This window comes from Paraburkholderia sp. (assembly GCF_028283785.1).
Classification (GTDB): domain Bacteria; phylum Pseudomonadota; class Gammaproteobacteria; order Burkholderiales; family Burkholderiaceae; genus Paraburkholderia.
Genome location: NZ_JAPWKB010000018.1, coordinates 280,078 through 301,767, shown reverse-complemented (window position 1 = coordinate 301,767; position 21,690 = coordinate 280,078). Strand labels below are relative to the sequence as shown.

General features: G+C 63.8%; 15 protein-coding genes and 1 pseudogene. 8 read left to right on the top strand and 8 right to left on the bottom strand.

Annotation, left to right across the window (positions count from 1 at the left end; genetic code table 11):
• Positions 1 to 2: 2 nt before the first annotated feature.
• From PW947_RS21165 to PW947_RS21155, 3 genes are all read right to left on the bottom strand, one after another.
• The gene (locus PW947_RS21165; RefSeq protein ID WP_299634338.1) at positions 3 to 272 is read right to left on the bottom strand and encodes a hypothetical protein; all 270 of its coding nucleotides are present in this window, start codon (positions 270 to 272) and stop codon (positions 3 to 5) included.
• 62 nt (positions 273 to 334) lie between these two features.
• Positions 335 to 3,517, bottom strand: a complete 3,183-nt coding sequence (locus tag PW947_RS21160; RefSeq protein ID WP_299634337.1) for an efflux RND transporter permease subunit — start codon at positions 3,515 to 3,517, stop codon at positions 335 to 337.
• A gap of 15 nt (positions 3,518 to 3,532) precedes the next feature.
• Positions 3,533 to 4,756: an efflux RND transporter periplasmic adaptor subunit gene (locus PW947_RS21155; protein WP_299634336.1), complete on the bottom strand. Its 1,224-nt coding sequence runs from the start codon at positions 4,754 to 4,756 to the stop codon at positions 3,533 to 3,535.
• Positions 4,757 to 5,003: 247 nt separating this feature from the next.
• Here PW947_RS21155 and PW947_RS21150 point away from each other — a divergent pair, with 247 nt between their 5' ends.
• A complete protein-coding gene (locus PW947_RS21150) occupies positions 5,004 to 7,091 on the top strand; it encodes a S8 family serine peptidase (protein ID WP_299634335.1) in 2,088 nt (695 codons plus the stop codon).
• A 5-nt stretch (positions 7,092 to 7,096) separates the two neighbouring features.
• Positions 7,097 to 8,989, top strand: coding sequence for a tetratricopeptide repeat-containing glycosyltransferase family protein (locus tag PW947_RS21145; protein ID WP_299634334.1), 1,893 nt, complete (start codon positions 7,097 to 7,099; stop codon positions 8,987 to 8,989).
• Here PW947_RS21145 and PW947_RS21140 read toward each other — a convergent pair.
• On the bottom strand, positions 8,970 to 10,169 hold the full coding sequence (locus tag PW947_RS21140) for an ABC transporter substrate-binding protein (RefSeq protein WP_299634333.1): 1,200 nt from the start codon (positions 10,167 to 10,169) through the stop codon (positions 8,970 to 8,972). The two genes, PW947_RS21145 and PW947_RS21140, sit on opposite strands and share 20 nt — an antisense overlap.
• A gap of 174 nt (positions 10,170 to 10,343) precedes the next feature.
• The gene (locus PW947_RS21135) at positions 10,344 to 11,285 is read right to left on the bottom strand and encodes a CysB family HTH-type transcriptional regulator (RefSeq protein ID WP_299634332.1); all 942 of its coding nucleotides are present in this window, start codon (positions 11,283 to 11,285) and stop codon (positions 10,344 to 10,346) included.
• A 224-nt stretch (positions 11,286 to 11,509) separates the two neighbouring features.
• On the opposite strand from PW947_RS21135, the gene PW947_RS21130 reads away from it, so the two are divergent.
• From PW947_RS21130 to cobA, 6 genes and pseudogenes are all read left to right on the top strand, one after another.
• Positions 11,510 to 13,189, top strand: coding sequence for a nitrite/sulfite reductase (locus PW947_RS21130; RefSeq protein WP_299634331.1), 1,680 nt, complete (start codon positions 11,510 to 11,512; stop codon positions 13,187 to 13,189).
• A 20-nt stretch (positions 13,190 to 13,209) separates the two neighbouring features.
• Positions 13,210 to 13,752, top strand: a complete 543-nt coding sequence (locus PW947_RS21125; RefSeq protein WP_299634330.1) for a DUF934 domain-containing protein — start codon at positions 13,210 to 13,212, stop codon at positions 13,750 to 13,752.
• On the top strand, positions 13,749 to 14,492 hold the full coding sequence (locus tag PW947_RS21120; protein ID WP_299634329.1) for a phosphoadenylyl-sulfate reductase: 744 nt from the start codon (positions 13,749 to 13,751) through the stop codon (positions 14,490 to 14,492). Before PW947_RS21125 ends, PW947_RS21120 begins: the two co-directional genes overlap by 4 nt.
• Before the next feature lie 158 nt (positions 14,493 to 14,650).
• A complete protein-coding gene (gene cysD, locus PW947_RS21115; protein ID WP_299634328.1) occupies positions 14,651 to 15,613 on the top strand; it encodes a sulfate adenylyltransferase subunit CysD in 963 nt (320 codons plus the stop codon).
• A gap of 55 nt (positions 15,614 to 15,668) precedes the next feature.
• Positions 15,669 to 16,986 (top strand): annotated as a pseudogene (locus PW947_RS21110) (GTP-binding protein).
• A 74-nt stretch (positions 16,987 to 17,060) separates the two neighbouring features.
• Positions 17,061 to 17,804 carry a uroporphyrinogen-III C-methyltransferase gene (gene cobA, locus PW947_RS21105; RefSeq protein WP_299634595.1) on the top strand — a complete coding sequence of 248 codons (744 nt, stop codon included), beginning with the start codon at positions 17,061 to 17,063 and terminating at the stop codon, positions 17,802 to 17,804.
• Positions 17,805 to 18,723: 919 nt separating this feature from the next.
• Here cobA and PW947_RS21100 read toward each other — a convergent pair.
• From PW947_RS21100 to lptG, 3 genes are all read right to left on the bottom strand, one after another.
• Entirely contained in the window at positions 18,724 to 19,863 is a 1,140-nt protein-coding gene (locus PW947_RS21100) for an IS481 family transposase (RefSeq protein WP_299634326.1), read from the bottom strand.
• Positions 19,864 to 20,097: 234 nt separating this feature from the next.
• Positions 20,098 to 20,472, bottom strand: a complete 375-nt coding sequence (locus PW947_RS21095) for a CbiX/SirB N-terminal domain-containing protein (protein WP_299634325.1) — start codon at positions 20,470 to 20,472, stop codon at positions 20,098 to 20,100.
• A gap of 69 nt (positions 20,473 to 20,541) precedes the next feature.
• Positions 20,542 to 21,687: an LPS export ABC transporter permease LptG gene (gene lptG, locus PW947_RS21090; protein WP_299634324.1), complete on the bottom strand. Its 1,146-nt coding sequence runs from the start codon at positions 21,685 to 21,687 to the stop codon at positions 20,542 to 20,544.
• Positions 21,688 to 21,690 lie beyond the last annotated feature (3 nt).

Here is a 21,690-nt window from a genome sequence, read left to right as displayed (position 1 = left end):
GCTTATGACGCGTCGCCTGCCTTGCTTTTTGCGATCTGCGCTTCGAAGGCTAGATCGAGCTTGCTTGCCTTGCGCGGTTTCGCCGGGCCGTGCGCATCGACGAACTTGACGAAGTCGTCGAGCGGCAACGGATCGCAGAGTTTGTTGTCCGCGCCGCCGGATTTATCGACGAGATACAGCAGGCCGCCAGGCAGACTCACCGCGGCGAATTGCGGATTGCCGCTGCGGGTTTTGAGGCGCTCGACGGCGTTGATGGCTCGGGTGGTGCGCATGGTGGCTCGGGCGGAACGGGAAACCGGTACTTTAACAATATCGCGGGGCGGGTGCGTGCGGATCATCGCCGCCGGCGCTGCAACGTGCGCCGCACCCACGCACCCCAATCCTCCAGCACCGTATACACGACCGGCACCACCACCAGTGTCAGCAGCGACGACGTGATCACGCCGCCGATCACCGTCTGTCCGAGCGGGCCGCGCTGCTCGCCGCCTTCGCCGAGACCGGACGCGAGCGGCAGCATGCCGAAAATCATCGCGAGCGTGGTCATCAGGATCGGGCGCAGACGCACCTTCGCCGCTTCGAGCAACGCGTCGCGCCGGGCCATTTCGCGCCCTTTGCCCGACGCATCCAGCAACGTGCCGCGTCGCGCCTGGTTTGCGAAATCGATCAGCAGAATGGCGTTTTTCGTCACGAGCCCCATCAGCATCACGAAACCGATGATCGAGAACATGTTCAGCGTGCTGCCGAACAGCAGCAACGCAATCAGCACGCCGATCAGCGTCAGCGGCAACGATGCCATGATCGCGAGCGGCTGCGCGAAACTCGCGAATTGCGACGCCAGAATCATGTAGATGAAAATCACCGCGAGCGCCAACGCCTGAACCGCGTACACGAACGATTCGTTCATGCTCTTGGTCGAGCCTTCGAAACGGTAACGGTAGCCGGCCGGCAAATGCATCGCGTCGAGCGTCTTCGAGATGTCGGCGGCGACTTCGCCCGGCGAGCGGCCGTTGACGTTCGCGGACAGTTCCACTTCGCGTTGCAGGTCGCGCCGGTTGATCACGTCCGGCCCGGTCGTCTCGACGATATCGGCGATCTGCCGCAGCGGCACCAGCACCGGCGAGCCGCTCGCATCGGTGCGGTTGGTGGTGATCATCAGCCTGGCGAGGTCGGCGACGTTCTGCCGTTGCGAGCGCGGCAGGCGTACGCTCACGTCGTAATCCTGATCGTCGGGCGCGCGCCACGTGCTGATCGCGTCGCCGGACAGCAGCGGCCGCAAGGCCGTGCCGATATCCGCGACGCCGACGCCGAGATCGGACGCCAGTTCGCGTTTCACGTTGATCGCGACCACTGGCTTGTCGGCCTTCAGGCTCGCGTCGAGATCGACGAGGCCGGGAATTTTCAGCATCCGCGCCTGCGCCGTGTCGGACAGCCGGCGCAGTTCGTCGAGATTGTCGCCCTGCAGACTCAGCTGGATGGCTTTCGTGCTGCCCGCGCCGTCGGGCATGCCGATCTCGTTGATCGCGATGCCCGCGACATCGGCGAGCCGCGCGCGAAACACCTGATTGAGCGTCTGCACGCTGCGGCTCCGGTCGCGACGATCCTTCAGCCGCACGGTGATCAGCGCGCGATTCTTGCCCTGCGTATTGCCGGAGTTGACGGTTGCGTACGTGTAGCGGACCTCCGGATAGCGCGCGAGGATCGCCTGAACCTGCTGAACCTTCGCCGATGTCGCGTCGAGCGAGGTGCCGACGGGCGTCGATAGTCCGATCTGCGTCTGCGAAAAATCGGCGTTCGGCACGAACTCGGTGCCAACGAACGGCACCAGCGTCAGCGCACCGAAAAACGATACCGCGGCAATCGCCAGCGTGATCGCGCGATGCTGCAGCGACCAGCCGAGCAGCCGCTGATAAAACACCGCGAGCGTGTCCACCTGGCGATCGAAAAAGCCGAGAAAACTCGCGATCCAGCGGCCATACCGATAGCCTTTGCGGTTGGTTTCGGCATCGTGCAGATCGGGGTCCGGCCAGATCGACGACAGCATCGGATCGAGCGTGAACGACACGAACATCGAGATCAGCACGGCCGCCGCCACCGTCACGCCGAACTGATGGAAAAAGCGCCCGATGATGCCGCCCATGAAGCCGACCGGCAAAAACACCGCGACGATCGAAAACGTGGTCGCCAGCACGGCGAGCGCGATTTCCTTCGTGCCGTCGAGCGCAGCCGTGCGGTGATCGGCGCCGAGCTGCACGTGACGCACGATGTTTTCGCGCACCACGATCGCATCGTCGATCAGTAATCCGACGCACAGCGACAGCGCCATCAGCGTAATCACGTTGATGGTGAAACCGGACAGATACATGAAGCCGAACGTGCCGATCAGCGCGATCGGCAGCGTGAGGCCGGTGATCACGGTGCTGCGCCACGAGCCGAGAAACAGGAACACGATCAGCACGGTCAGCAACGCGCCTTCGAACAGCGTGCGCTTCACTTCGTTGACGCTGTTTTCGATATTGATCGACGAGTCGTCGGTGATGTCGAGTTTCACGCCGGGCGGCAACTGCGGCTGCAATTGCGCGACGGCCGCGCGAATGCCATGTGCCACGTCCACGGTGTTTTCGCCCTGGGCCTTGATGATCGACAGGAACAGCGCGCGGCGGCCGTTCAGCAACGCGGTGCTGTCCGGTTCTTCCTGGCCGTCCACGACGTTCGCGACCTGATCGAGCGTGACGGGCGCGTTGGTTTGGCCGGCGCCCTGGCCGCCCCGGCGCGCCACGATGATCCGTTTGAAATCGTCGGGCGTCGCGAAGCGGCCCTTGATCTGCACATCCTGTTCGATTGCGCGCGACGTCAGCGGGCCGGCCGGAATTTCCTGATTCTCGTTCTGGACGGCGCGGGTGACCTGATCGACGCCGATCGACAGCGCTTGCAAGCGCTGCGGGTCCACGTCGATCTGCACTTGCCGCTTGACGCCGCCTACCAGCGTCACCGAGCCGACGCCGCGCACGGTTTCGAGCCGCTTGCGCACGATCTGGTCGGCGACGGTGGTGAGATCGCGCGTGGATAGCGACGCGCCCGGCTGGTTCGACACGGCGACGGTGACGATCGGCATGTCGGCCGGGTCGTAGCGCAACACGCGCGGTTCCTTCACGCCGTCGCGCAGGTCGGGGCGGATCAGCGCGATCTTGTCGCGCACGTCCTGCGCGGCCTGGATTGCATCGACGGACAGATCGAACTGCACGATCACCACCGACTGCGCGTCGTACGAGCGCGACGAAATCTGGTCGATGCCGCTGATCGTGTTGACCGCTTCCTCGATCTTGCGCGTCACGTCCGATTCGACGGATTCCGGCGATGCGCCCGGATAGGCGGTCTGCACGACCACCACCGGAAACGTGATGTCCGGAAACTGATCGACCTTCAGACGCTGATACGAGAACAGCCCGATCACGACGAAGGCCGCCATCATCATCGTGGCGAGCACCGGGTTGCGGATGCTGATGCGCGTGAACCACATGGCAGTCGGCTCCGGTCAGCGCGCGGCGTTCGGGTTCGCGCCGGGCGCGCTTGCCGCCGCCGCCGTCGCGGTTCCTGCGGGCGCGATCGCCGGTTGGACGATCCGCACCGTGCTGCCGATCCGCAACGAACCCAGGTTGTTCCTGACGATCTGCTGCCCCGCCAGCAACGAGCCGCCGACGATTTCAGTCCACGTTTCGCCGCGCGGCGCACCATCGGCCTCGCCGGTCGTGCCGGTCTGGACAGCCTGCTCGACCAGCGTGCCGTGCGAGATCGCATACACGCTGTGGCGCGTGCCGTCGGTGCGAACCGCCGTCGACGGCACGACGAGCGCATCCGGACGGCTGCCGAGCGCGATCGTGCCGGTGCCGAACATGCCGACCCGCAGCGTGGCGCCGGGATTGGCGACCTGCACGTAGACCATGATCGAGCGCGACCCGGCCAGCGCGGCCGGATTGATTCGCGTGATCGCGCCGTCGATGGGCGTATCGACGCCGTCGAACGCGATCCGCACCGGCTGGCCGACACGCACCCGGCCGATTTCGCCGACCGGCACCGGCGCTTCGAGTTCGAGCGTGCGCAGATCGACGACGCTGAACAGCGTGGTGTCGACGGCGACTTTCTCGCCCGGATCGACACTGCGCGACGCGATCTGGCCGTCCAGCGGCGAGCGCACGATGGTGTCCGCCAGCGACAGGTTCGACGACGCCAGCACCGCGCGCGCCGCGTCGAGATTCGCCCGCGCGATCGCGTACTGGCTTTGCGCGGTATCGAACGCGTTCTTCGAGATAAAGCCTTTTTCGACCAGCACGCGATTGTTGTCGAGCGTCTGCTTCGCGATGTCCATCTGGCCGGACATCGCCGCCATCTGTCCGCGCGACTGTTCGGCCCGGGCGACGTAGTCGCGCGCATCGATCTTCGCGAGCATCTGGCCGGTTTTGACGGTATCGCCCTCGCGCACCAGCACGTCGAGCGCGGAACCCGCCACTTTGGCCTTGACGGTCGCCTGCGTGACCGCGCGCAACGAACCGGTCAACGGCAAGGTTTCGGACAAGGTGCGATGGGTGACGGCGGTGAGGTCGTCGGGCGTGAATTCGACGACGGCGGCGGCGGTGGCGTCCGCGACGCCGGTGGACGCTGCGTGGCTGCGTTTGCGGATGGCCTGCGTGATGGCGATACCCAGTACCAGCACAACGACGACGGCGGCGATCAAGGCTCTACGTTTGACGATGGCTTGCATGCGCGATGGGACTCATTGGCAACGCGCGGCGGACGGGCGCCGGCACGGGAGCGGCAACCTTAGCGTGCGGCGGCCCGTGCTGCAAGCCACGGGCGGCGCGCTACACAGGAAAGTGCTGGATGGCGTTTTCGGAATCATCCTATTCGGGATTTTGGTCCAGTCCTTTAAATATCTCGGTTCCGATAAAAATAGCCCGATCCGGCAGCGCTACGGCGCGGGACGGGCGATAAACGAGAGCCCCAAAAATATGTATCGCACGATTTCCCGCGCGCTCGGCGCGCTGCTGCTCGTCGTCGTGGCCGGTTGCGGCGGCAGCGATCCGGCGTCACTGTCGGCGGCTGCGTCGCCGGTGATGGCCAATGCCGGTCTGCGCGGCGACGCTCCGGGCGACACGGCTGCCAATGCCGCGTCCGATGCCGCTTCCGGCAGTTCGCCCACCATCGACGCGACGCCCGCCGACGCGCAACCCGCGCCCGTTTCCACCGACACGTTCAATGCGCGCAGCCTGCAGGCGGGCGCGTCGAACCAGCGTTTCATCGTCAAATACCGGACCGGCACCGTGGCGCGTCGCGATGCGGCCTCGGTCGAGCCGCGCGTCCGGCATCTGAAGTCATCGTCCGCGCCGGCCGCGCGTCATCTGCGACGGCTTGCGACGGGCGCCGACGTGATCGTCACCGAGCGTCCGCTCGATCGCGCCGACGCCGAAGCGTTCATGCGGCAACTCGCCACCGATCCCGACGTGGAATACGTCGAACCGGACGCGACGATGCACACGCAAATGGTGCCGAACGATCCGTCGTATAGCGGGCTGTGGGCATTCAACCCGAGCACGTTCGCGACGCGCTGGCCGGGCGGCATGAATATGGAACCCGCGTGGGACATCACGAACGGCGCGGGCATCGTGATCGCGGAACTCGACACCGGCGTTACCCATCATCGCGATCTCGACGCGAACGTGCTGCCGGGCATCGACTTCATCAACGGTCGCGCAAGCGGCGACGGTCATAACCCCGGCGGGACGGGCGAGGGCTGCGCGGTGACGTGGCACGGCACGCACGTCGCCGGCACGCTGGCGGCGGTCGCGAACAACCGCGAGGGCATCGTGGGCACCGCGTGGGGCGCGAAGCTGTTGCCGGTGCGCGTGTTGAGCCCGTGCGGCAACGGCCTCGCGTCGGACGTCGCGGACGGGATCGTCTGGGCGTCGGGCGGCGACGTGCCGGGTGCGCCGCTCAACCGGACGCCCGCGCGGGTGCTCAATCTGAGCCTGTCGGGCAACGGCGCGTGCAGCCGCGCGTATCAGGACGCGATCGACGGTGCGGTCAGCCGCGGCACGACCGTGGTGGTCGCGGCGGGTAACGACGGCGCCGACGCGACGAATTTTCAGCCCGGCAACTGCAACAACGTGATCACGGTCGGCGCGCACAACGGCGACGGCCAGCGCGTCGGCTTCTCCAACTTCGGACCCGCCGTGACCTTGTCCGCGCCCGGCGTGACCGTTTACTCGGCGTGGAACACTGGCACGGCGGCGCCGGACGCGGACAACTACATCTTTCTGAACGGCACGTCGATGGCGACGGCGCATGCGTCCGGCGTGGTCGCGCTGATGCAGTCGGCGGCGGCAAAGCCGTTGACGCCGATGCAGGTCAGGAGCGTGTTGATCAACACGCTCCGCCCGTTTCCGGTCGCGCTGGACCGGCCGATCGGCGCGGGCATGGTCGACGGCGGCGCCGCAGTGGCCGCCGCGCGCGCCGGACGTCTCCCGCCCGTCGCGGACTTCAGCTTCGCGCGCACGTTCGACCAGCAGATCACCTACACCGATACGTCGAGCGCGGGCGCGAGTCCGATCGTGTCGCGCGTGTGGGATTTCGGGCTGGGCACGCAGTGGCAATCGCCGGATGCGTCGGTGCGTCCGTATTTCAACTACGAGTACGTCGGCACCTACAACGTGAGCCTGACCATCACCGACAGCGCGGGCGTATCGAACCGCGTGACGAAATCGGTCACGATCGATCCGCCGCCGGTCACGCCATTGTCGTTAGGCCGACGCGTGAGCGGCTTGTCGGGAAGCTTGCGTGAGGTGCTCTATTTCGCGATCGACGTGCCGCAAGGCGTGTCGAGTCTCACGTTTACGACCTCCGGTGGCAACAACAAGGCTGTCCTGTACGTGCAACGCGATGTGACCACGCTGACGCGGCCGCTGTGCACGGCCGCGATCAACACCGGCAGCGAGGCGACCTGCAAATTCGACGCGCCGACGCCGGGCACTTATTACGCGATGCTGTATGGCAGAGACGCGTTCTCCGGCGCGACGCTGGTCGCCAGCTATCTGCGGTGAACGCGATGAGTGTCGCCACGCGGGCGCTCGCGGCGTCCTTGAATGCGGAAGCCGACGCGCATTTCGCGGCCGGCCGGATCGATGACGCCGCGCAATGCTACGGCCGGCTGCTCGACGTCGAGCCGGACAACCTGTCGGCGTTGATCCGGATGGCGTCGGCGTGCTGTCACCGCGAGCGTATCGATCTCGCGATTCCGTATCTCGACCGCGCGCTGCGGCTCGCGCCCGATCGCGCGGACCTGTGCGAGCATCGCGGCTGGCTGGCGGCATCGAGCGGCGATCTGGCGACGGCCGACGCGCTGTACCGGCGCGCGCTCGCTCGCGGCGGCGCCCGTGCGCCGCTTTATTGCAAGCTGGCCGATTGCCTGCGACTGGCCGGGCGCATCGACGAAGCGCGCGATCGCTACGCGCAGGCGCTCGAATGCGATCCGGCGATGCATCACGCGAGCCGTGCGCTGGCCGCGCTGTGCGTCGCGCAACACGATATCGACGGCGCGTTCCGGTTTCTGCTGCGGGCGTGGCGCGCGGCGCCCGGACACGTCGCCGATCTCACCGCTTTTCTGACGACGCTCGCTGACAGCGGCGCGGGCTCGCTCGACTTCGTCGTCGCGTCGTTGCGCGACGCATTCGCCCGCGACGCGCATGCGCTGAAGGAACTCGCGTTCACGCTGAACGCGGTGTCCCGGGTTCAGGACGCCGCCGACGTCGCGCTGCAAGGCCTGAGCCTCGCGCCCGGTCACGCGCTGCTGCATCACAACGCGAGTTACGCGTTTCACGTACTGGGCGAGCATCGGCAGATGCGTCTGCATGCCGAGACCGCGGCCACGCTGGAGCCGGACAATCCGACGTTCCAGTACAACGTCGCCACGGCGCTGCTGCGTTTCGGCGAGTTCGACGAAGGCTGGTCGCGGTACCGATGGTTCGAAATGCTGCCGGCGAACCGGAATCTGCCGCGCGCGCGGTGTCCGGAATGGGACGGCGAGCCGGTCGAAGGATGCACGTTTCTGTTGATCGGCGAGCAGGGGCTAGGCGATCAGTTGCAGTGTCTGCGGTTCGCCGCGTGGCTGGCGCAGCGCGGCGCCACGGTCGATGTCTGGGTGGATGCGCCGCTGCGCGATCTGGCCGCACGCGCGAGCGGGGTTCGCGCTGCGTGGGCGCAACGTCCGCCCGGCGATTATCGGTTCTGGTGCCGGATGTTGCAGATGCCGCGCCGGATGCGGTTGCAGATGTCGATGCTGCCGCTGCAGATGCCGTATCTCGCCGTCGATGCGCGTTGCCGGGAGCGCTGGCGCGCGCGTCTCGACGCATCGGCCGGTTCAGCGCGCGGGGCGGGCCGGCGCGTGGGTCTGCGGGTCGGTCTGCGGGTGGGTCTGGTGTGGGCGGGCAATCCGGAATATGGGTTGGACCGCTACCGTTCGATTCCGCTCGCGAGCTTGATGCCTTTACTCGGCTGCGATGGCGTGACGTGGTTTTCGCTGCAACTGGGTCCGCGCGAGCGCGACGCCGACGCGTTGCCGGGCGGCGTGCGGATGCATCGGTTAGGCAACGTGATCAAGACGTTCGACGACACGCTCGCGATCCTTCACACGCTCGATCTCGTGATCACGGTCGATACGGCGGTCGCGCATCTGGCGGGCGCGGCGAATCTTCCGGTGTGGATCCTGTTGCCGACCGGTTGCGACTGGCGATGGCTGACCGATGCCGCGGACAGTCCGTGGTATCCGTCGGCGCGGCTGTTCCGGCAGCGGGAATTCGACCGGTGGGAGCCGGTCGTCGAGACGATGCGAGGTGCGCTGGCGAATCTCGTCGACGCGGCCGCGGGCGGGCAGTCGGGCGATGAGTCGGACGAATTGCCATCCGCCTCGCCGCCCGTTCGCGTTACTGGCTCAGATACGTGAACTTGCCGCCCTTGATGATGCCCATCACGCTCGCGCGCTGATCGAGCCCGACGTGATCCTTCGCGCTGGTGTTGACGACGCCGTTGGGCACGATCAGTTCATGCGCGTGTTCCAGTTCGTCGCGCAATGCGACGCGAAACGCCACCGTGCCCGGTTGCGCGGTCTTCAGCGCGCGCGCCACCGCATCCTGCAAACGCGGATACACGCCCGCTGCGTCACCGGCGAATTGCGTCACGGTGTTCGGGCCGTACTTCGCTTCATAGTCGCTGACGAACGCGAGCGCCGCTTTCTTCGCCGGATGATCGGCCGGCAACGTGCGCGCGACCACCACCGGTTGCGTCGGGAACAACGTGCCCTCTACATCCTTGCCGCCGAGCTTGATGAACTCCGGCGTCGCGATGCCGTGCGTCTGGTAGATCGCGCCCTTGTAGCCGCGTTCGACCAGCGTGCGCTGCGGCAGCACGGTCGGCGTGCCTGCGCCGGCGATCAGGATCGCATCCGGATGCACCGACATCAGCTTCAGTACCTGACCGGTCACGCTGGCGTCGGTGCGGTTGAAGCGTTCGGTGCCGACTACCTGAATATGGCGCAGCGCCGCGAATTTCGTGAACTCGTTGAGCCAGCTGTCGCCGTAACTGTCCGCGAAGCCGATAAAGCCGACCGTCTTCACGTTGTGATTCGACATGTAGCGCGTCATCACGTCGGCCATCGCGCTGTCGGTCTGCGCCATCTTGAACGCCCAGATCTTCTTGCCTTCCTGCGGTTCGACCACGCTTGCCGAGCCGATCAGCGTAATCATCGGCGTCTGGTTTTCGGCGATCGGGTCGAGTGCGGCCAGCGCGGCGGGTGTGATATTCGGCCCGACGATCACATCGACGTGGTCTTCGTTGATCAGCTTGCGGATATTGCGCACCGCGTTGCCCGGATCGGAGCCGTCGTCGAGCACGATGTAGTCGGCCTTCTGACCGGCGATGGTCTGCGGCCACATCAGCATCGCGTTCTTGCTGGTGATGCCGATGGTTGCGGCCGGACCCGTGCTCGACAGGTCGATGCCGACCTTGATGTCGGCGTGCGCGGTGGCGGCGACCAGCAACGCGCCGAGCGCGCCGATGGTCTTGAGCCGGCGGAACGGGCTGAAACGGTTATGTTGGGACTGGCGGCGATTCTTGTTGGACGTCATAGCAGGTGGGGTCTCCGTGGCGGCAAGCGAGTGTAGCGCGGCCCAATTGTTATTAAAAAGCGTGTCAAAAACCTTGCGGATCACGTCGGCGGGAACGTCGGACCCCGCCGCTTATAAAAAAGGCCGTCAACGTGTCCGTCGACGGCCGGCCGTGTGGTCGGATTTACGCTGACGTCACAGCTCGTAGGTTTCGTGTTCGCCCTTCAGCGCCTGTTCGATCAGACGCCGGTTCATGCTGGGCGACAGCAGTTCGACCAGCGTGTAGACATAGCTGCGCAAATACGCGCCGTGTTTCAGCGCGACGCGCGTGACGTTGCTGCCGAACAGATGGCCGACCGGCATCGCGCGCAAATGGCGGTCGCGCTCGGCGTTGAACGCGATGTCGGCCATGATCCCGACGCCGAGGCCCAGTTCCACGTAAGTCTTGATCACGTCGGCGTCGATCGCTTCCAGCACGATGTCCGGATGCAGCCCGCGCAGCCGGAACGCTTCGTTGATCTTGGTGCGGCCGGCGAACGCGTTGTCGTACGTAATCAACGGATATTGGGTCAGATCGTCGAGCGACAGCAGCTTGCGATCGAGCAGCGGATGATCCGGCTGCATCACGGCGACGTGGTGCCACTGGAAGCACGGCAGCGACACCAGTTCCTTATAGTTGGCGATGGCTTCGGTGGCGATCGCGAGGTCGGCCTGGTCGTGAATCACCATTTCCGCGACCTGGGTCGGGCTGCCTTGCAGGATTGAAAGGTGAACTTTCGGGAAACGCTTCTTGAATTCGGCGATGGCGGCCGGAAGTGAGTAGCGGGCCTGTGTGTGCGTCGCGGCGATCACGAGATTGCCCTGATCCTGTGCGGCGTAATCCTTACCGACACGTTTCAGACTTTCGACTTCCTGCAGGATCCGCTCGACCGATGCGAGAATGATGCGCCCGGGCTCCGTCAGCGAGCGGACGCGCTTGCCGTGCCGCGTGAAGATTTCGACGCCGAGTTCGTCTTCCAGCTCGATGATCGCCTTCGAAACGCCCGGCTGGCTGGTGAACAGGGCTTTGGCCGCCTCGGTGAGGTTGTAATTCTGGCGGACGGCCTCGCGGACGAACCGGAACTGATGCAGGTTCATATATAACCTCTCCGCATATCAAAAGAATTTATTAGTCGTTTGAAATATAAGGCGAGTTTATTACGATTTGTCCATCTTTTCCAATATGAATAGCTGTATTCGTCATTAAGGAAGCCGCGAGGGGTCTAACAGGCTCGCGGGTTGCTCGAAAGCAGGATGGAATTCAGACGCGGCGTAACCGGAACGCCGTGGTGTTGAAAGTTACGAAAACTTGGGGTCCCCGAATGTACCAATACGATCAGTACGACCAGACCATCGTCGACGAACGCGTCGCGCAGTACAGCGACCAGGTTCGCCGCCGGCTGTCGGGCGAATTGAGCGAAGAGGAGTTTCGTCCGCTGCGGCTGCAAAACGGCCTGTATCTCCAGCGCCATGCGTATATGCACCGTATCGCGATTCCGTACGGCAACCTGCGTAGCGACCAGATGCGCATGCTCGCGCGCATCGCCCGCGAACACGACCGCGGTTATGGCCACTTCTCGACGCGCTCGAACATCCAGTACAACTGGATCAAGCTCGAAGAAACGCCGGAAATTCTCGCGAAGCTCGCGTCGGTCCAGATGCACGGCATCCAGACGTCGGGCAACTGTATCCGCAACATCACCGCCGACCAGTTCGCCGGCGTCGCGCCCGACGAAACCGTCGATCCGCGCGCGTGGGCGGAAATCCTGCGTCAGTGGTCGACTTTCCACCCAGAATTCGCGTGGTTGCCGCGCAAGTTCAAGATCGCGGTGTCGGGCTCGGCGGAAGACCGTGCGGCCGTCCAGATCCACGATCTGGGCGTCTACATGAAGAAGAACGCGCAGGGCGAACTGGTGGCCGACATTCTGGCCGGCGGCGGCATGGGCCGCACGCCGATCATCGGCGCGATCATTCGCCAGGATCTGCCGTGGCAACATCTGCTGACGTACTGCGAAGCCGTTTTGCGTGTGTACAACCGCTATGGCCGTCGCGACAACATGTACAAGGCGCGGATCAAGATTCTCGTGAAGGCGCTGTCGCCGGAGAAATTCTCGGCGCAGGTCGAAGAAGAATGGCAGCACCTGAAAGACGGTCCGTCGACGCTCACGCAGGCGGAAGTGGATCGCGTGTCGCAATTCTTCGCGCCGCCCGTCTACGAAAAACTCGCGGACACCGACGCATCGTTCGAAAAGCATCTGCTCGAAAACCGTCAGTTCGCGCGTTGGGTCGAACGTAACGTGCGTCCGCACAAGGTGTCGGGTTACGCATCGGTGACGCTGTCGCTGAAGCCGACCACGATCGCGCCGGGCGACGCGACGGATACGCAGATGGAAGCGGTCGCCGATTGGGCCGACCAGTTCTCGCTCGGCGAGATTCGCGTGTCGCACGAGCAGAACCTGATCCTCGCGAACGTGAAGAAACGCGATCTGTACGACCTGTGGGAACTGGCGAAGTCGCAAGGTTTCGCGACGCCGAACATCGGCCTGCTGACCGACATCATCGCGTGCCCGGGCGGCGATTTCTGCTCGCTCGCAAACGCGAAGTCGATCCCGATCGCGCTGGCGATCCAGGAACGCTTCAACGACCTCGATTACGTGTACGACCTCGGCGACGTGTCGCTGAACATCTCGGGCTGTATCAACGCGTGCGGTCACCACCACATCGGCAACATCGGCATTCTGGGCGTCGATAAGGACGGCTCGGAGTGGTATCAGGTGACGCTGGGCGGCGAGCAGGGCAACGGCGCGACCGGCGCTCATCTCGGCCGCGTGATCGGCCCGTCGTTCTCGGCGGAAGAGATGCCGGACGTGATGTCGAAGGTGATCGACACGTTCGTCGAACACCGCCGGGAAGGCGAGCGTTTCATCGAAACGTACAACCGGATCGGCGTGACGCCGTTCAAGGAACGCGTGTATGCATCGCGTCAACCGGCCCACGCGTAACGAGATAGAGGATTCTGCAGATGGCTTTGATCATTAAGAACCGCACGATCGTCAACGATGACTGGACGGTGGTGCGCGCGGCGGAAGACGGTACGTTCCCCGACGTGGCGGCGTTGCCGGCGGGCAAGGTAATCGTGCCGTTCGCGCTGTGGAAGGCGGAGCGCGACGCGCTCGTCGCGTCGCGCGGCGCGGCTGAAATCGGCGTGTGGCTGGAGCCGGACGCCGAACCGGCTGACGTCGTAGCCGACTTCGACACGGTCGCGCTGATCGCGGTGGATTTCCCCGTGTTCCGCGATGGCCGCGGCTATAGCATCGGTCGCCTGCTGCGCGAGCGTTATGGCTACAAGGGCGAACTGCGCGCGATCGGCGACGTGTTGCGCGATCAGGTGACGTTCATGTTCCGTTGCGGCTTCGACGCCTATGCAGTGCGCGCCGACCGCGACATCAACGACGCGCTGAAAGCGTTCGACGACTTCACGGTGCAGTATCAAGGCGCGGTCGATCAGCCGTCGCCGCTGTTCCGCCGTCGTGGCGCGGCCGCGACCGACAAGGCGTCGGCATGAGCACCGCCACCTCCGACATCACGCCGGCACTCGCCGCGAAGATCGAGCGCCTCGATGCGCTGCTCGATTCGATCGCCGCGCGTCACCAGAACGTGAAGCTCGCGAGCAGCCTGGCCGCCGAAGACATGCTGCTCACGCACGCCATTCTGTCGCGCGGCGTGAAGATCGGCATCTTCTCGCTGAACACTGGCCGTCTGCATGCCGAAACGCTGGGCATGCTCGACCGCGTTCAGGAACGCTACGGCTACGCGATCGAACAGCTTCACCCGCAAACCGGCGCGGTCGACGAATACATCGCCCAGCATGGTCTCAACGCGTTTTACGAGAGCGTCGATCTGCGCAAGCGTTGCTGCGAAATCCGCAAGGTCGAGCCGTTGAACCGCGCGCTGTCGGACGTGAGCGCATGGGTCACCGGCCAGCGCCGTGAGCAGTCGGTCACACGTGCCGAGTTGCACGAAGAAGAGCGCGACGCCGCACGCGATATCGCCAAGTTCAATCCGCTGACGGACTGGACCGAAGCCGACGTGTGGGCGTATCTGAAAGCGTTCGACGTGCCGGTCAATCCGCTGCATGCGCGCGGCTATCCGAGTATCGGTTGCGAGCCTTGCACCCGCGCAATCCGTCCCGGCGAAGACAGCCGGGCAGGACGCTGGTGGTGGGAGTCGCGCGATACGAAGGAATGCGGGCTGCACATCACGACGATTCCGGTCGTCGTCAGCAACGAAAGCGCGCGGGCCTGATCGCGGATCGCGGCGCATCGACCTTTCGTGCTCTTGCGAATCGTCGCGATGCCCCGCAGATAGCATCAGGATTGACGCAACCTCGCGACACCCATACCGATTCAAATTCCGGCGTTACGGGCAACCGCCCGCGACGCGAACCAGATGAAGGACCGAACATGAGCACCACGCTCGATTCCGCTGTCAACGCTCCGCTCGCCAACACGGCAAACCGGATGGATCACCTGGACTGGCTCGAAGCCGAGTCGATTCACATCCTGCGCGAACTCGTCGCCGAGTGCAGCAAGCCTGCACTGCTGTTTTCCGGCGGCAAGGATTCGGTCGTGGTGTTGCATCTCGCGCTGAAGGCGTTCGGCCTCGGTGCAAACCGCAAGACCTCGCTGCCGTTCCCGCTGGTTCATATCGACACCGGTCACAACTACGACGAAGTGATCGATTTCCGCGACCGTCGCGCGCAGGAAATCGGCGCGGAACTGGTGGTCGGCCATGTCGAGGATTCGATCCGTAAAGGCACCGTGCGTCTGCGTCGCGAGACGGATTCGCGCAATGCCGCGCAAGCGGTCACGCTGCTCGAAACCATCGAGCAATACGGTTATACGGCGATGATTGGCGGCGCGCGCCGCGACGAAGAAAAGGCCCGTGCGAAAGAGCGCATTTTCTCGTTCCGCGACGAATTCGGTCAGTGGGATCCGAAGGCGCAACGCCCGGAACTGTGGAGCATCTACAACGCGCGTCTGCATAACGGCGAACATCTGCGCGTGTTCCCGATCTCGAACTGGACCGAACTCGACGTGTGGCAATACATCGCTCGCGAAAACCTCGAACTGCCGTCGATCTACTACGCGCACGAACGCGAGATCGTGCGTCGCAACGGCTTGCTGGTGCCGGTGACGCCGCTCACGCCGATGCGTGAAGGCGAAGTCAGCGAGAACGCGCAGGTGCGTTTCCGCACCGTCGGCGACATCAGCTGCACGTGCCCGGTGGAAAGCGACGCGGACAATGTCGAGAAGATCATCGCCGAAACCGCCGTGACCGAAATCACGGAGCGCGGCGCGACGCGGATGGACGACCAGACCTCCGAAGCCGCGATGGAACAGCGCAAGAAGCAAGGTTATTTCTAAGCATGGGATTGGCATCGGCGCTCAGACGTCGGTGCCGGTCGACACAAGGAAGATCATGAGTATTCATCAACCGGAAGACCTCGGCGTGCTGCGCTTCATCACCGCGGGTAGCGTCGACGACGGCAAGAGCACGTTGATCGGCCGCCTGCTGTACGACAGCAAGGCCGTGTTGTCGGATCAGTTGTCGGCGTTGTCGCGCGCGAAGAACAAGCGCACCGTCGGCGACGAAATCGATCTGTCGCTGCTGACCGACGGTCTCGAAGCCGAGCGCGAACAAGGCATCACGATCGACGTCGCGTATCGCTATTTCGCTACTGCGAAGCGCAAGTTCATCATCGCCGACACGCCGGGTCACGAGCAGTACACGCGCAACATGGTGACGGGCGCATCGACGGCGCACGCCGCGATCATTCTGGTCGACGCCACCCGCGTCACTTACGACGCGAACGGCGTGGCGCAATTGCTGCCGCAAACCAAGCGTCACAGCGCGATCGTCAAGCTGCTCGGCTTGCAGCATGCGATCGTCGCGATCAACAAGATGGATCTGGTCGAGTACAGCGAAGCGCGTTTCAATGAAATCCGCGATGCCTACGTCGAACTGGCACGCCAGCTCGGTTTGTCCGATGTGCGTTTCATACCGGTTTCGGCATTGAAGGGCGACAACATCGTCACGTTGAGCGAAAGCATGCCGTGGTATCAGGGCGAACCGCTGCTGACGCTGCTCGAAGCATTGCCGGTCGCTCAGCCGACGGCCGCCGCGCTGCGTTTCCCGGTGCAATGGGTTGCGCGTCAGGACGGCAGCCAGGCGGACGATTTCCGTGGCTACATGGGCCGTGTCGAAGCGGGCGAAGTGAAGCTCGGCGACACGATCGTCGTGTTGCCGGCGAACCGTGAAGCGACCGTCGCGGAAATCATCGCGCCGGTGCCGGGCGGCACCGCGCAGGTCGATCGCGCGTTTGCCGGTCAGACCGTCACGCTGCGTCTCGCGGAAGACGTGGACGTTTCGCGCGGCGACACGTTCGTGCTGCGCGAAGCCGCGCCGCAACCGGCGAAGAAGCTCGAAGCCGATCTGTGCTGGTTCGACGAAACGCCGCTGTCGACGCAGCGCAAGTATCTGCTGAAGCAGTCGACGAATACCGTGTTCGCGCGTATCGGCGGCATCCAGGCAGGTGCTGGACGTGCATACGCTGTCGCACGCCACCGACCGTCACGATCTGACGATGAACGACATCGGCCGGGTTTCGCTGACGTTGCAAAAGCCGCTGGTCTGCGATGCTTACGACGCCAATCAGGCGACGGGCGCGTTCGTGCTGATCGACGAAGCGACGCATCACACGGTTGCGGCCGGCATGATTCGTGCATTTTCTGCGTAAGTGACGGACAGGGCGCGCGCGATTGCGTGGCGCGCCCGGTGTGTCGGTGACGTGGACGAATGGGGTTGAGGCAAATGGGTAAGGTGTATCTGATCGGTGCAGGGCCGGGCGCGGCGGATCTCATCACGGTGCGCGGCGCACGTTTGCTGGGCGACGCCGACGTGGTGTTGCACGACGCGCTGGTCGAACCGGCGATGCTCGATTACGCACCCGACGCGCGCAAGATCGCGGTGGGCAAGCGGTGCGGTCAGCGTTCGACCGCGCAGCAGTTCATCAACAAACAGATCGTCGATGCTGCGCGGGTGCACGATGTCGTGGTGCGTCTGAAGGGTGGCGATCCGATGCTGTTCGGTCGCGCGGACGAGGAAATGCGCGCGCTGGAGGCTGCCGGGATCGAGTATGAGGTCGTACCCGGCATTACGGCCGCGCTGGCGTCTGCAGCGTCTCTGAAGCGTTCCCTGACGCTGCGTGGGGTGTCGCGCAGTGTCGCGTTGGCCACGTATTCGCGGGCGCCGGATTCGGCGGAGATTCGCGAGCAGGTGAATGCGGATTCGTTGGTGTTTTACATGGGGCGTGACAGCGCGCCGGAGATCGCTTCGGGTTTGATCGAAGCGGGGCGGGGTGGGGATACGCCGGTGGCGATTGTCGAGGCTTGCAGTACTGCGCGTGAGCGGATGTTGACGTTGACGTTGCAGGGGTTGGCGGATGGGGAGGCTCAGTTGTGGCTGGATCCGGCGCAGCCTAGTCTGCTGATGATTGGGGAGGGGTTCGCCGAGCGGCGGGTGGGGGTTGTGGAGGGGTTGTTGGTGGCGGCGTGATTTTGGTTTTTGGTTTTGGTTTTGGTTTTGGTTTTGGTTTGGTTTGATTGCTGGTTTGGTTGTCCCGGTTTCACGTCGGTTTGCCTGGATCGTCCCTGTGCGGGACCGCACCTACTTTTCTTTGCTCGCGCAAAGAAAAGTAGGCAAAAGAAAGCGCGTTTACACCGACACTTCGTAGCGAGTGGCGTCTAGTATTTTTCGGGTAGTGGTCCGCGCACGATTTGAGTTGCCGCACCACATTTCTTGGTGACAAGGCAGTCATTCGTTCCGGCTGTTCGCTGCGCGACAGCCGTTGGGCACAGCCCCGTCTTTATCTCTTGGCGCCATTCGCGCGCTGCACTCCGTCCGTCACAAAACCATTTTCCTGGCATGGGCCGGTCTGTTCTCGCGCGCAAAATTCCACGCCACTCAGAACGTCGAAACCGTTGTGACGCCCCGTGATGCCATGGCGCAAACCGGGCCTTGAGCGGGAAGCAGGAACGGTCGTGAGGGCGTGCAAATCGAGAGGCGAAACCGGGTTTCGAGTCGGGGCGGGAATCGTCGTGGGGGTTGGCAATTCGAGAGGCGAAACCGGGTTTTGATCCGACGCCCGAACCGTCTTAAGGACGGGCGGATGCTCTGGAAACCGGGCTTCTTGCCGACGCGGGAACCGTCGAAAAAGCGGGCGAATGACGTGGCGAAAATGGATTTTTGAAGCAGGCTACCGCCGCGAAGCGGGCGGGATGTGCGGGCGCGGACCACCGGGAAAAACGGACCGCCGAGTCAAAACGTGCGCGGTCCACTACCCGAAAGTCAGTAGACGCCACTTGCTACGAAGCGCGAGGTAAACGCGCTTTCTTTTGCCTACTTTTCTTTGCGCGAGTGTACAGACTGGAGACATGGTTGACACATGTACGGGGACATCGTTGACACCTGATGGTTACGGTTTTGTGGTCTTCAGGTCAAGTCTGGCGACGCGGTGATGGGCATACCAGAACTCATACACGCCGTCCGTATCGGGTTTCGGGCGCACTGCCACGCGCAGTCCCTTGAGCGCAACCGACAGGCGCAGCACCCGATCCCGGAAGCGCACCACGCCGCTTGCATTGACCCGTAACACTTCATCGTCGGGGCTGTACTCAGGCTCCAGCAGCTGCTCGGGCATGGCTCGCTCGCTGGGCCTGTAACGCGTGAGCGGGGTGGCCATATCGAGCGCCTCGTGCGGACGCTCGGTGTTGTACACCTGGCGCCAGCGCTCGAGCTCCCGTTGCACATGGGCGTGCGTGGTGAACGCATGACGCTCGAGCACTTCGGCCTTCAGCGTGCGATGAAACCGCTCATCCTTGCCATTGGTCTGCGGGTGATACGGCCGGCTGTAGCTCACGCGGATTCCCAGCCTGATCAGCCATACGGCCAGCTCGGTGAGCTGCCGTGGGGCGCTGGGCGCCCCCCAGGGCGCGCCATTGTCCGTATTGATACGCACGGGCAGACCGTAGCAGCGGAACGCCCGCTCCAGCTCCGTGCGCACGACCTCGGTGGTGGTTCGCGAGCAGGCCGCCAGCACGATGTTGAACCGCGAGTGATCGTCCAGCACCGTGAGCGGGGAGCAGCGCCCCGTCTCCAGCGTCGCGAAATCGCCCTTGAAATCCATCTGCCAGAGCGAATTCGGATACGCATGTTCGAAGCGCTGCCAGTGCTGGCGCTGCGCGGACGCGTGTGGATGGATCATCCCGTGACGGCGAAGGATTTCGGTGATCGTGGCCGCCGCAGGAACGCCGGTCATGCACAGATCAAGCAGGCGTCGCGCGATCTTGCGTCCGCCCCAGCCGTGCTCACGGCGCAATGCCAGCACGGCCTGAACCGCCTGATCGGGCGAAGCGCAGGGACTGTGATGCGGGCGTCGGGAGCGATCGGCAAGACCGTCGGCACCTTCAGCCCGATGGCGCTCCAGCCACTTGTAGCCGGTCTGGCGGCTGATGTTGAAGCGCCGGCATAACTCGCTGAACGGCAACGAATGCTGGATAGCGAGGCAAACGAATTCCTGTCGGAGACTCATGGTGTCTTTTACGTTCCAGGGCATGGTTGGATCCGGGCGTTCGAGTGCCCGAAAGTGTCAACCATGTCCCTGTACACCTGTCAGCTATGTCTCCAGTCTGTACACGCGAGCAAAGAAAAGTAGGTGCGGTCCCGCACAGGGACGATCCAGGCAGACCACCGCGAAACCGGGACAACCAAATACAAACCAGGCGAACCAAGCACAAGCAAACGTACCCAGCCAACCCAAACAAATCCAGAAAAACCAAAAAAACCTTTTTCAAACCTGCCGAAGGCAATACCCCACAACCGCCTCAAGGACACCCTCATCCTCCCCCACCGCGGTAGCGCACAAAATCGACACCCCGGGATTCGCCGCCCGACAAACCTCAATCACATCGGGCAGATCGCGCCGCACATGCCCACCTTGGCCAAAAAACACCGGCACCACCGTCACCTCGGAACACCCCAACGCGACCTGCTCACGCACCGCCGAAGGCAAATCCGGCGACATCAACTCGAGAAACGCGAGCGAAACCGGCCCGGCATCGACGCCACGCGCCCGCCGCAACTTCTCCGCGAGTCGCTGAAAGGGCTCGGCCCAACGCGGATCTCGCGCGCCATGACCGAACAGAACGATGCCATGCGTGCTCATCGACAAACCCCTTGATCCGGAACGATGCCGTCAGCCGATACAGAAAACCGGACGCCGACGGCGACACCGCTAATGACGGTCCACCCACTTCAACCCGACTAAGCCCAGCACCAGATACACGAGACCAGGCGTTGCCGCGGTCAACGGCGCGGGCCACGTGTTCAACGTGCCGATGTGCGAGAACAACGTGTTGAAGAGCTGGAAACTCATCCCCAGCATGATCCCGCCGAACACCTTCATGCCGACCACGCCCGCGCGCGTATGCAGGTACGCGAACGGCAGCGACAGCACCAGCATCACCAGCACCGCGAACGGATACAGAATCTTGCGCCACAACGCGATCTCGTAACGCTGCGTGTCCTGATGGTTTTCGTTCAGATGCTGGATATAGCGGAACAGATTGAACATCGACATCCGGTCCGGCGCGACCAGCAGCACCGACAGAATCTGCGGCGTCAGTTCGGAACGCAACGAATACTCGGGCACGGTCACCTGCTGCGCGCGATACACCGGATTCAACGCGTCCGGCTTGCCGCTGCCCGCCGCCACGTCGATCAATTGCGTGTCCGTCACGCCCGTCAGCAGCCAGTGACCCGGCGGCTGATACGTGCCGCTCTTCGCGATCCGGACGTTCGACAGCCGGAACTGCGAATCGAATTCGTAGATGCGCACGTTGCTGATGGTCGCGTCCGGCTTCAATTCGCCGACGTTGACGAAACGTGTCACCTGCTCGCCGTCCGCGCGCGCCGTCAGCGTGTCTTTAACCCACACGCCCGACTCGAAATTGCCCGATACCGACGAACCCAGCGCTTCCAGCCGCACCCGTTCCGACAGTTGATCCGTGTAAGGACCGACCACTTCGCCGATCAGATACGTCAGGATCACGAGCGGCACACCGATCTTCAGCAGCGAGCGCAACGCCTGATTGGTCGCGAGACCCGACACGCGGAAAATCGTGAATTCGGAGCTGGCCGCCATCTGCGCGAACACGTAGATCGCGCTGATCAGCGCGGCCACAGGAATGATCTCGTAAAAGCGCGACGGGGTTTGCAGCGCTACGCGCAATACCGCGAAGCCGAACCCATAGTTGCCGTGCCCGACCGAGTTCATTTCGTTGATCAGGTCGAAGAAGAAAAACAGACCCGAAAACGCGAACAGGATAAAGATGAAAGTCAGGTAGATCTGACGTGCGAAATAACGTTCGTAGATACGCATCGG

Bases quoted from the DNA above. Each gene is read 5' to 3' on its own strand.
- PW947_RS21095 (WP_299634325.1), bottom strand. From the start codon at position 20,472: ATGAGCACGCATGGCATCGTTCTGTTCGGTCATGGCGCGCGAGATCCG.
- PW947_RS21160 (WP_299634337.1), bottom strand. From the start codon at position 3,517: ATGTGGTTCACGCGCATCAGCATCCGCAACCCGGTGCTCGCCACGATG.
- cobA (WP_299634595.1), top strand. From the start codon at position 17,061: ATGGGTAAGGTGTATCTGATCGGTGCAGGGCCGGGCGCGGCGGATCTC.
- PW947_RS21165 (WP_299634338.1), bottom strand. From the start codon at position 272: ATGCGCACCACCCGAGCCATCAACGCCGTCGAGCGCCTCAAAACCCGC.
- cysD (WP_299634328.1), top strand. From the start codon at position 14,651: ATGAGCACCACGCTCGATTCCGCTGTCAACGCTCCGCTCGCCAACACG.
- PW947_RS21145 (WP_299634334.1), top strand. From the start codon at position 7,097: ATGAGTGTCGCCACGCGGGCGCTCGCGGCGTCCTTGAATGCGGAAGCC.
- PW947_RS21120 (WP_299634329.1), top strand. From the start codon at position 13,749: ATGAGCACCGCCACCTCCGACATCACGCCGGCACTCGCCGCGAAGATC.
- PW947_RS21155 (WP_299634336.1), bottom strand. From the start codon at position 4,756: ATGCAAGCCATCGTCAAACGTAGAGCCTTGATCGCCGCCGTCGTCGTT.
- lptG (WP_299634324.1), bottom strand. From the start codon at position 21,687: ATGCGTATCTACGAACGTTATTTCGCACGTCAGATCTACCTGACTTTC.
- PW947_RS21150 (WP_299634335.1), top strand. From the start codon at position 5,004: ATGTATCGCACGATTTCCCGCGCGCTCGGCGCGCTGCTGCTCGTCGTC.
- PW947_RS21135 (WP_299634332.1), bottom strand. From the start codon at position 11,285: ATGAACCTGCATCAGTTCCGGTTCGTCCGCGAGGCCGTCCGCCAGAAT.
- PW947_RS21100 (WP_299634326.1), bottom strand. From the start codon at position 19,863: ATGCCCTGGAACGTAAAAGACACCATGAGTCTCCGACAGGAATTCGTT.
- PW947_RS21125 (WP_299634330.1), top strand. From the start codon at position 13,210: ATGGCTTTGATCATTAAGAACCGCACGATCGTCAACGATGACTGGACG.
- PW947_RS21130 (WP_299634331.1), top strand. From the start codon at position 11,510: ATGTACCAATACGATCAGTACGACCAGACCATCGTCGACGAACGCGTC.
- PW947_RS21140 (WP_299634333.1), bottom strand. From the start codon at position 10,169: ATGACGTCCAACAAGAATCGCCGCCAGTCCCAACATAACCGTTTCAGC.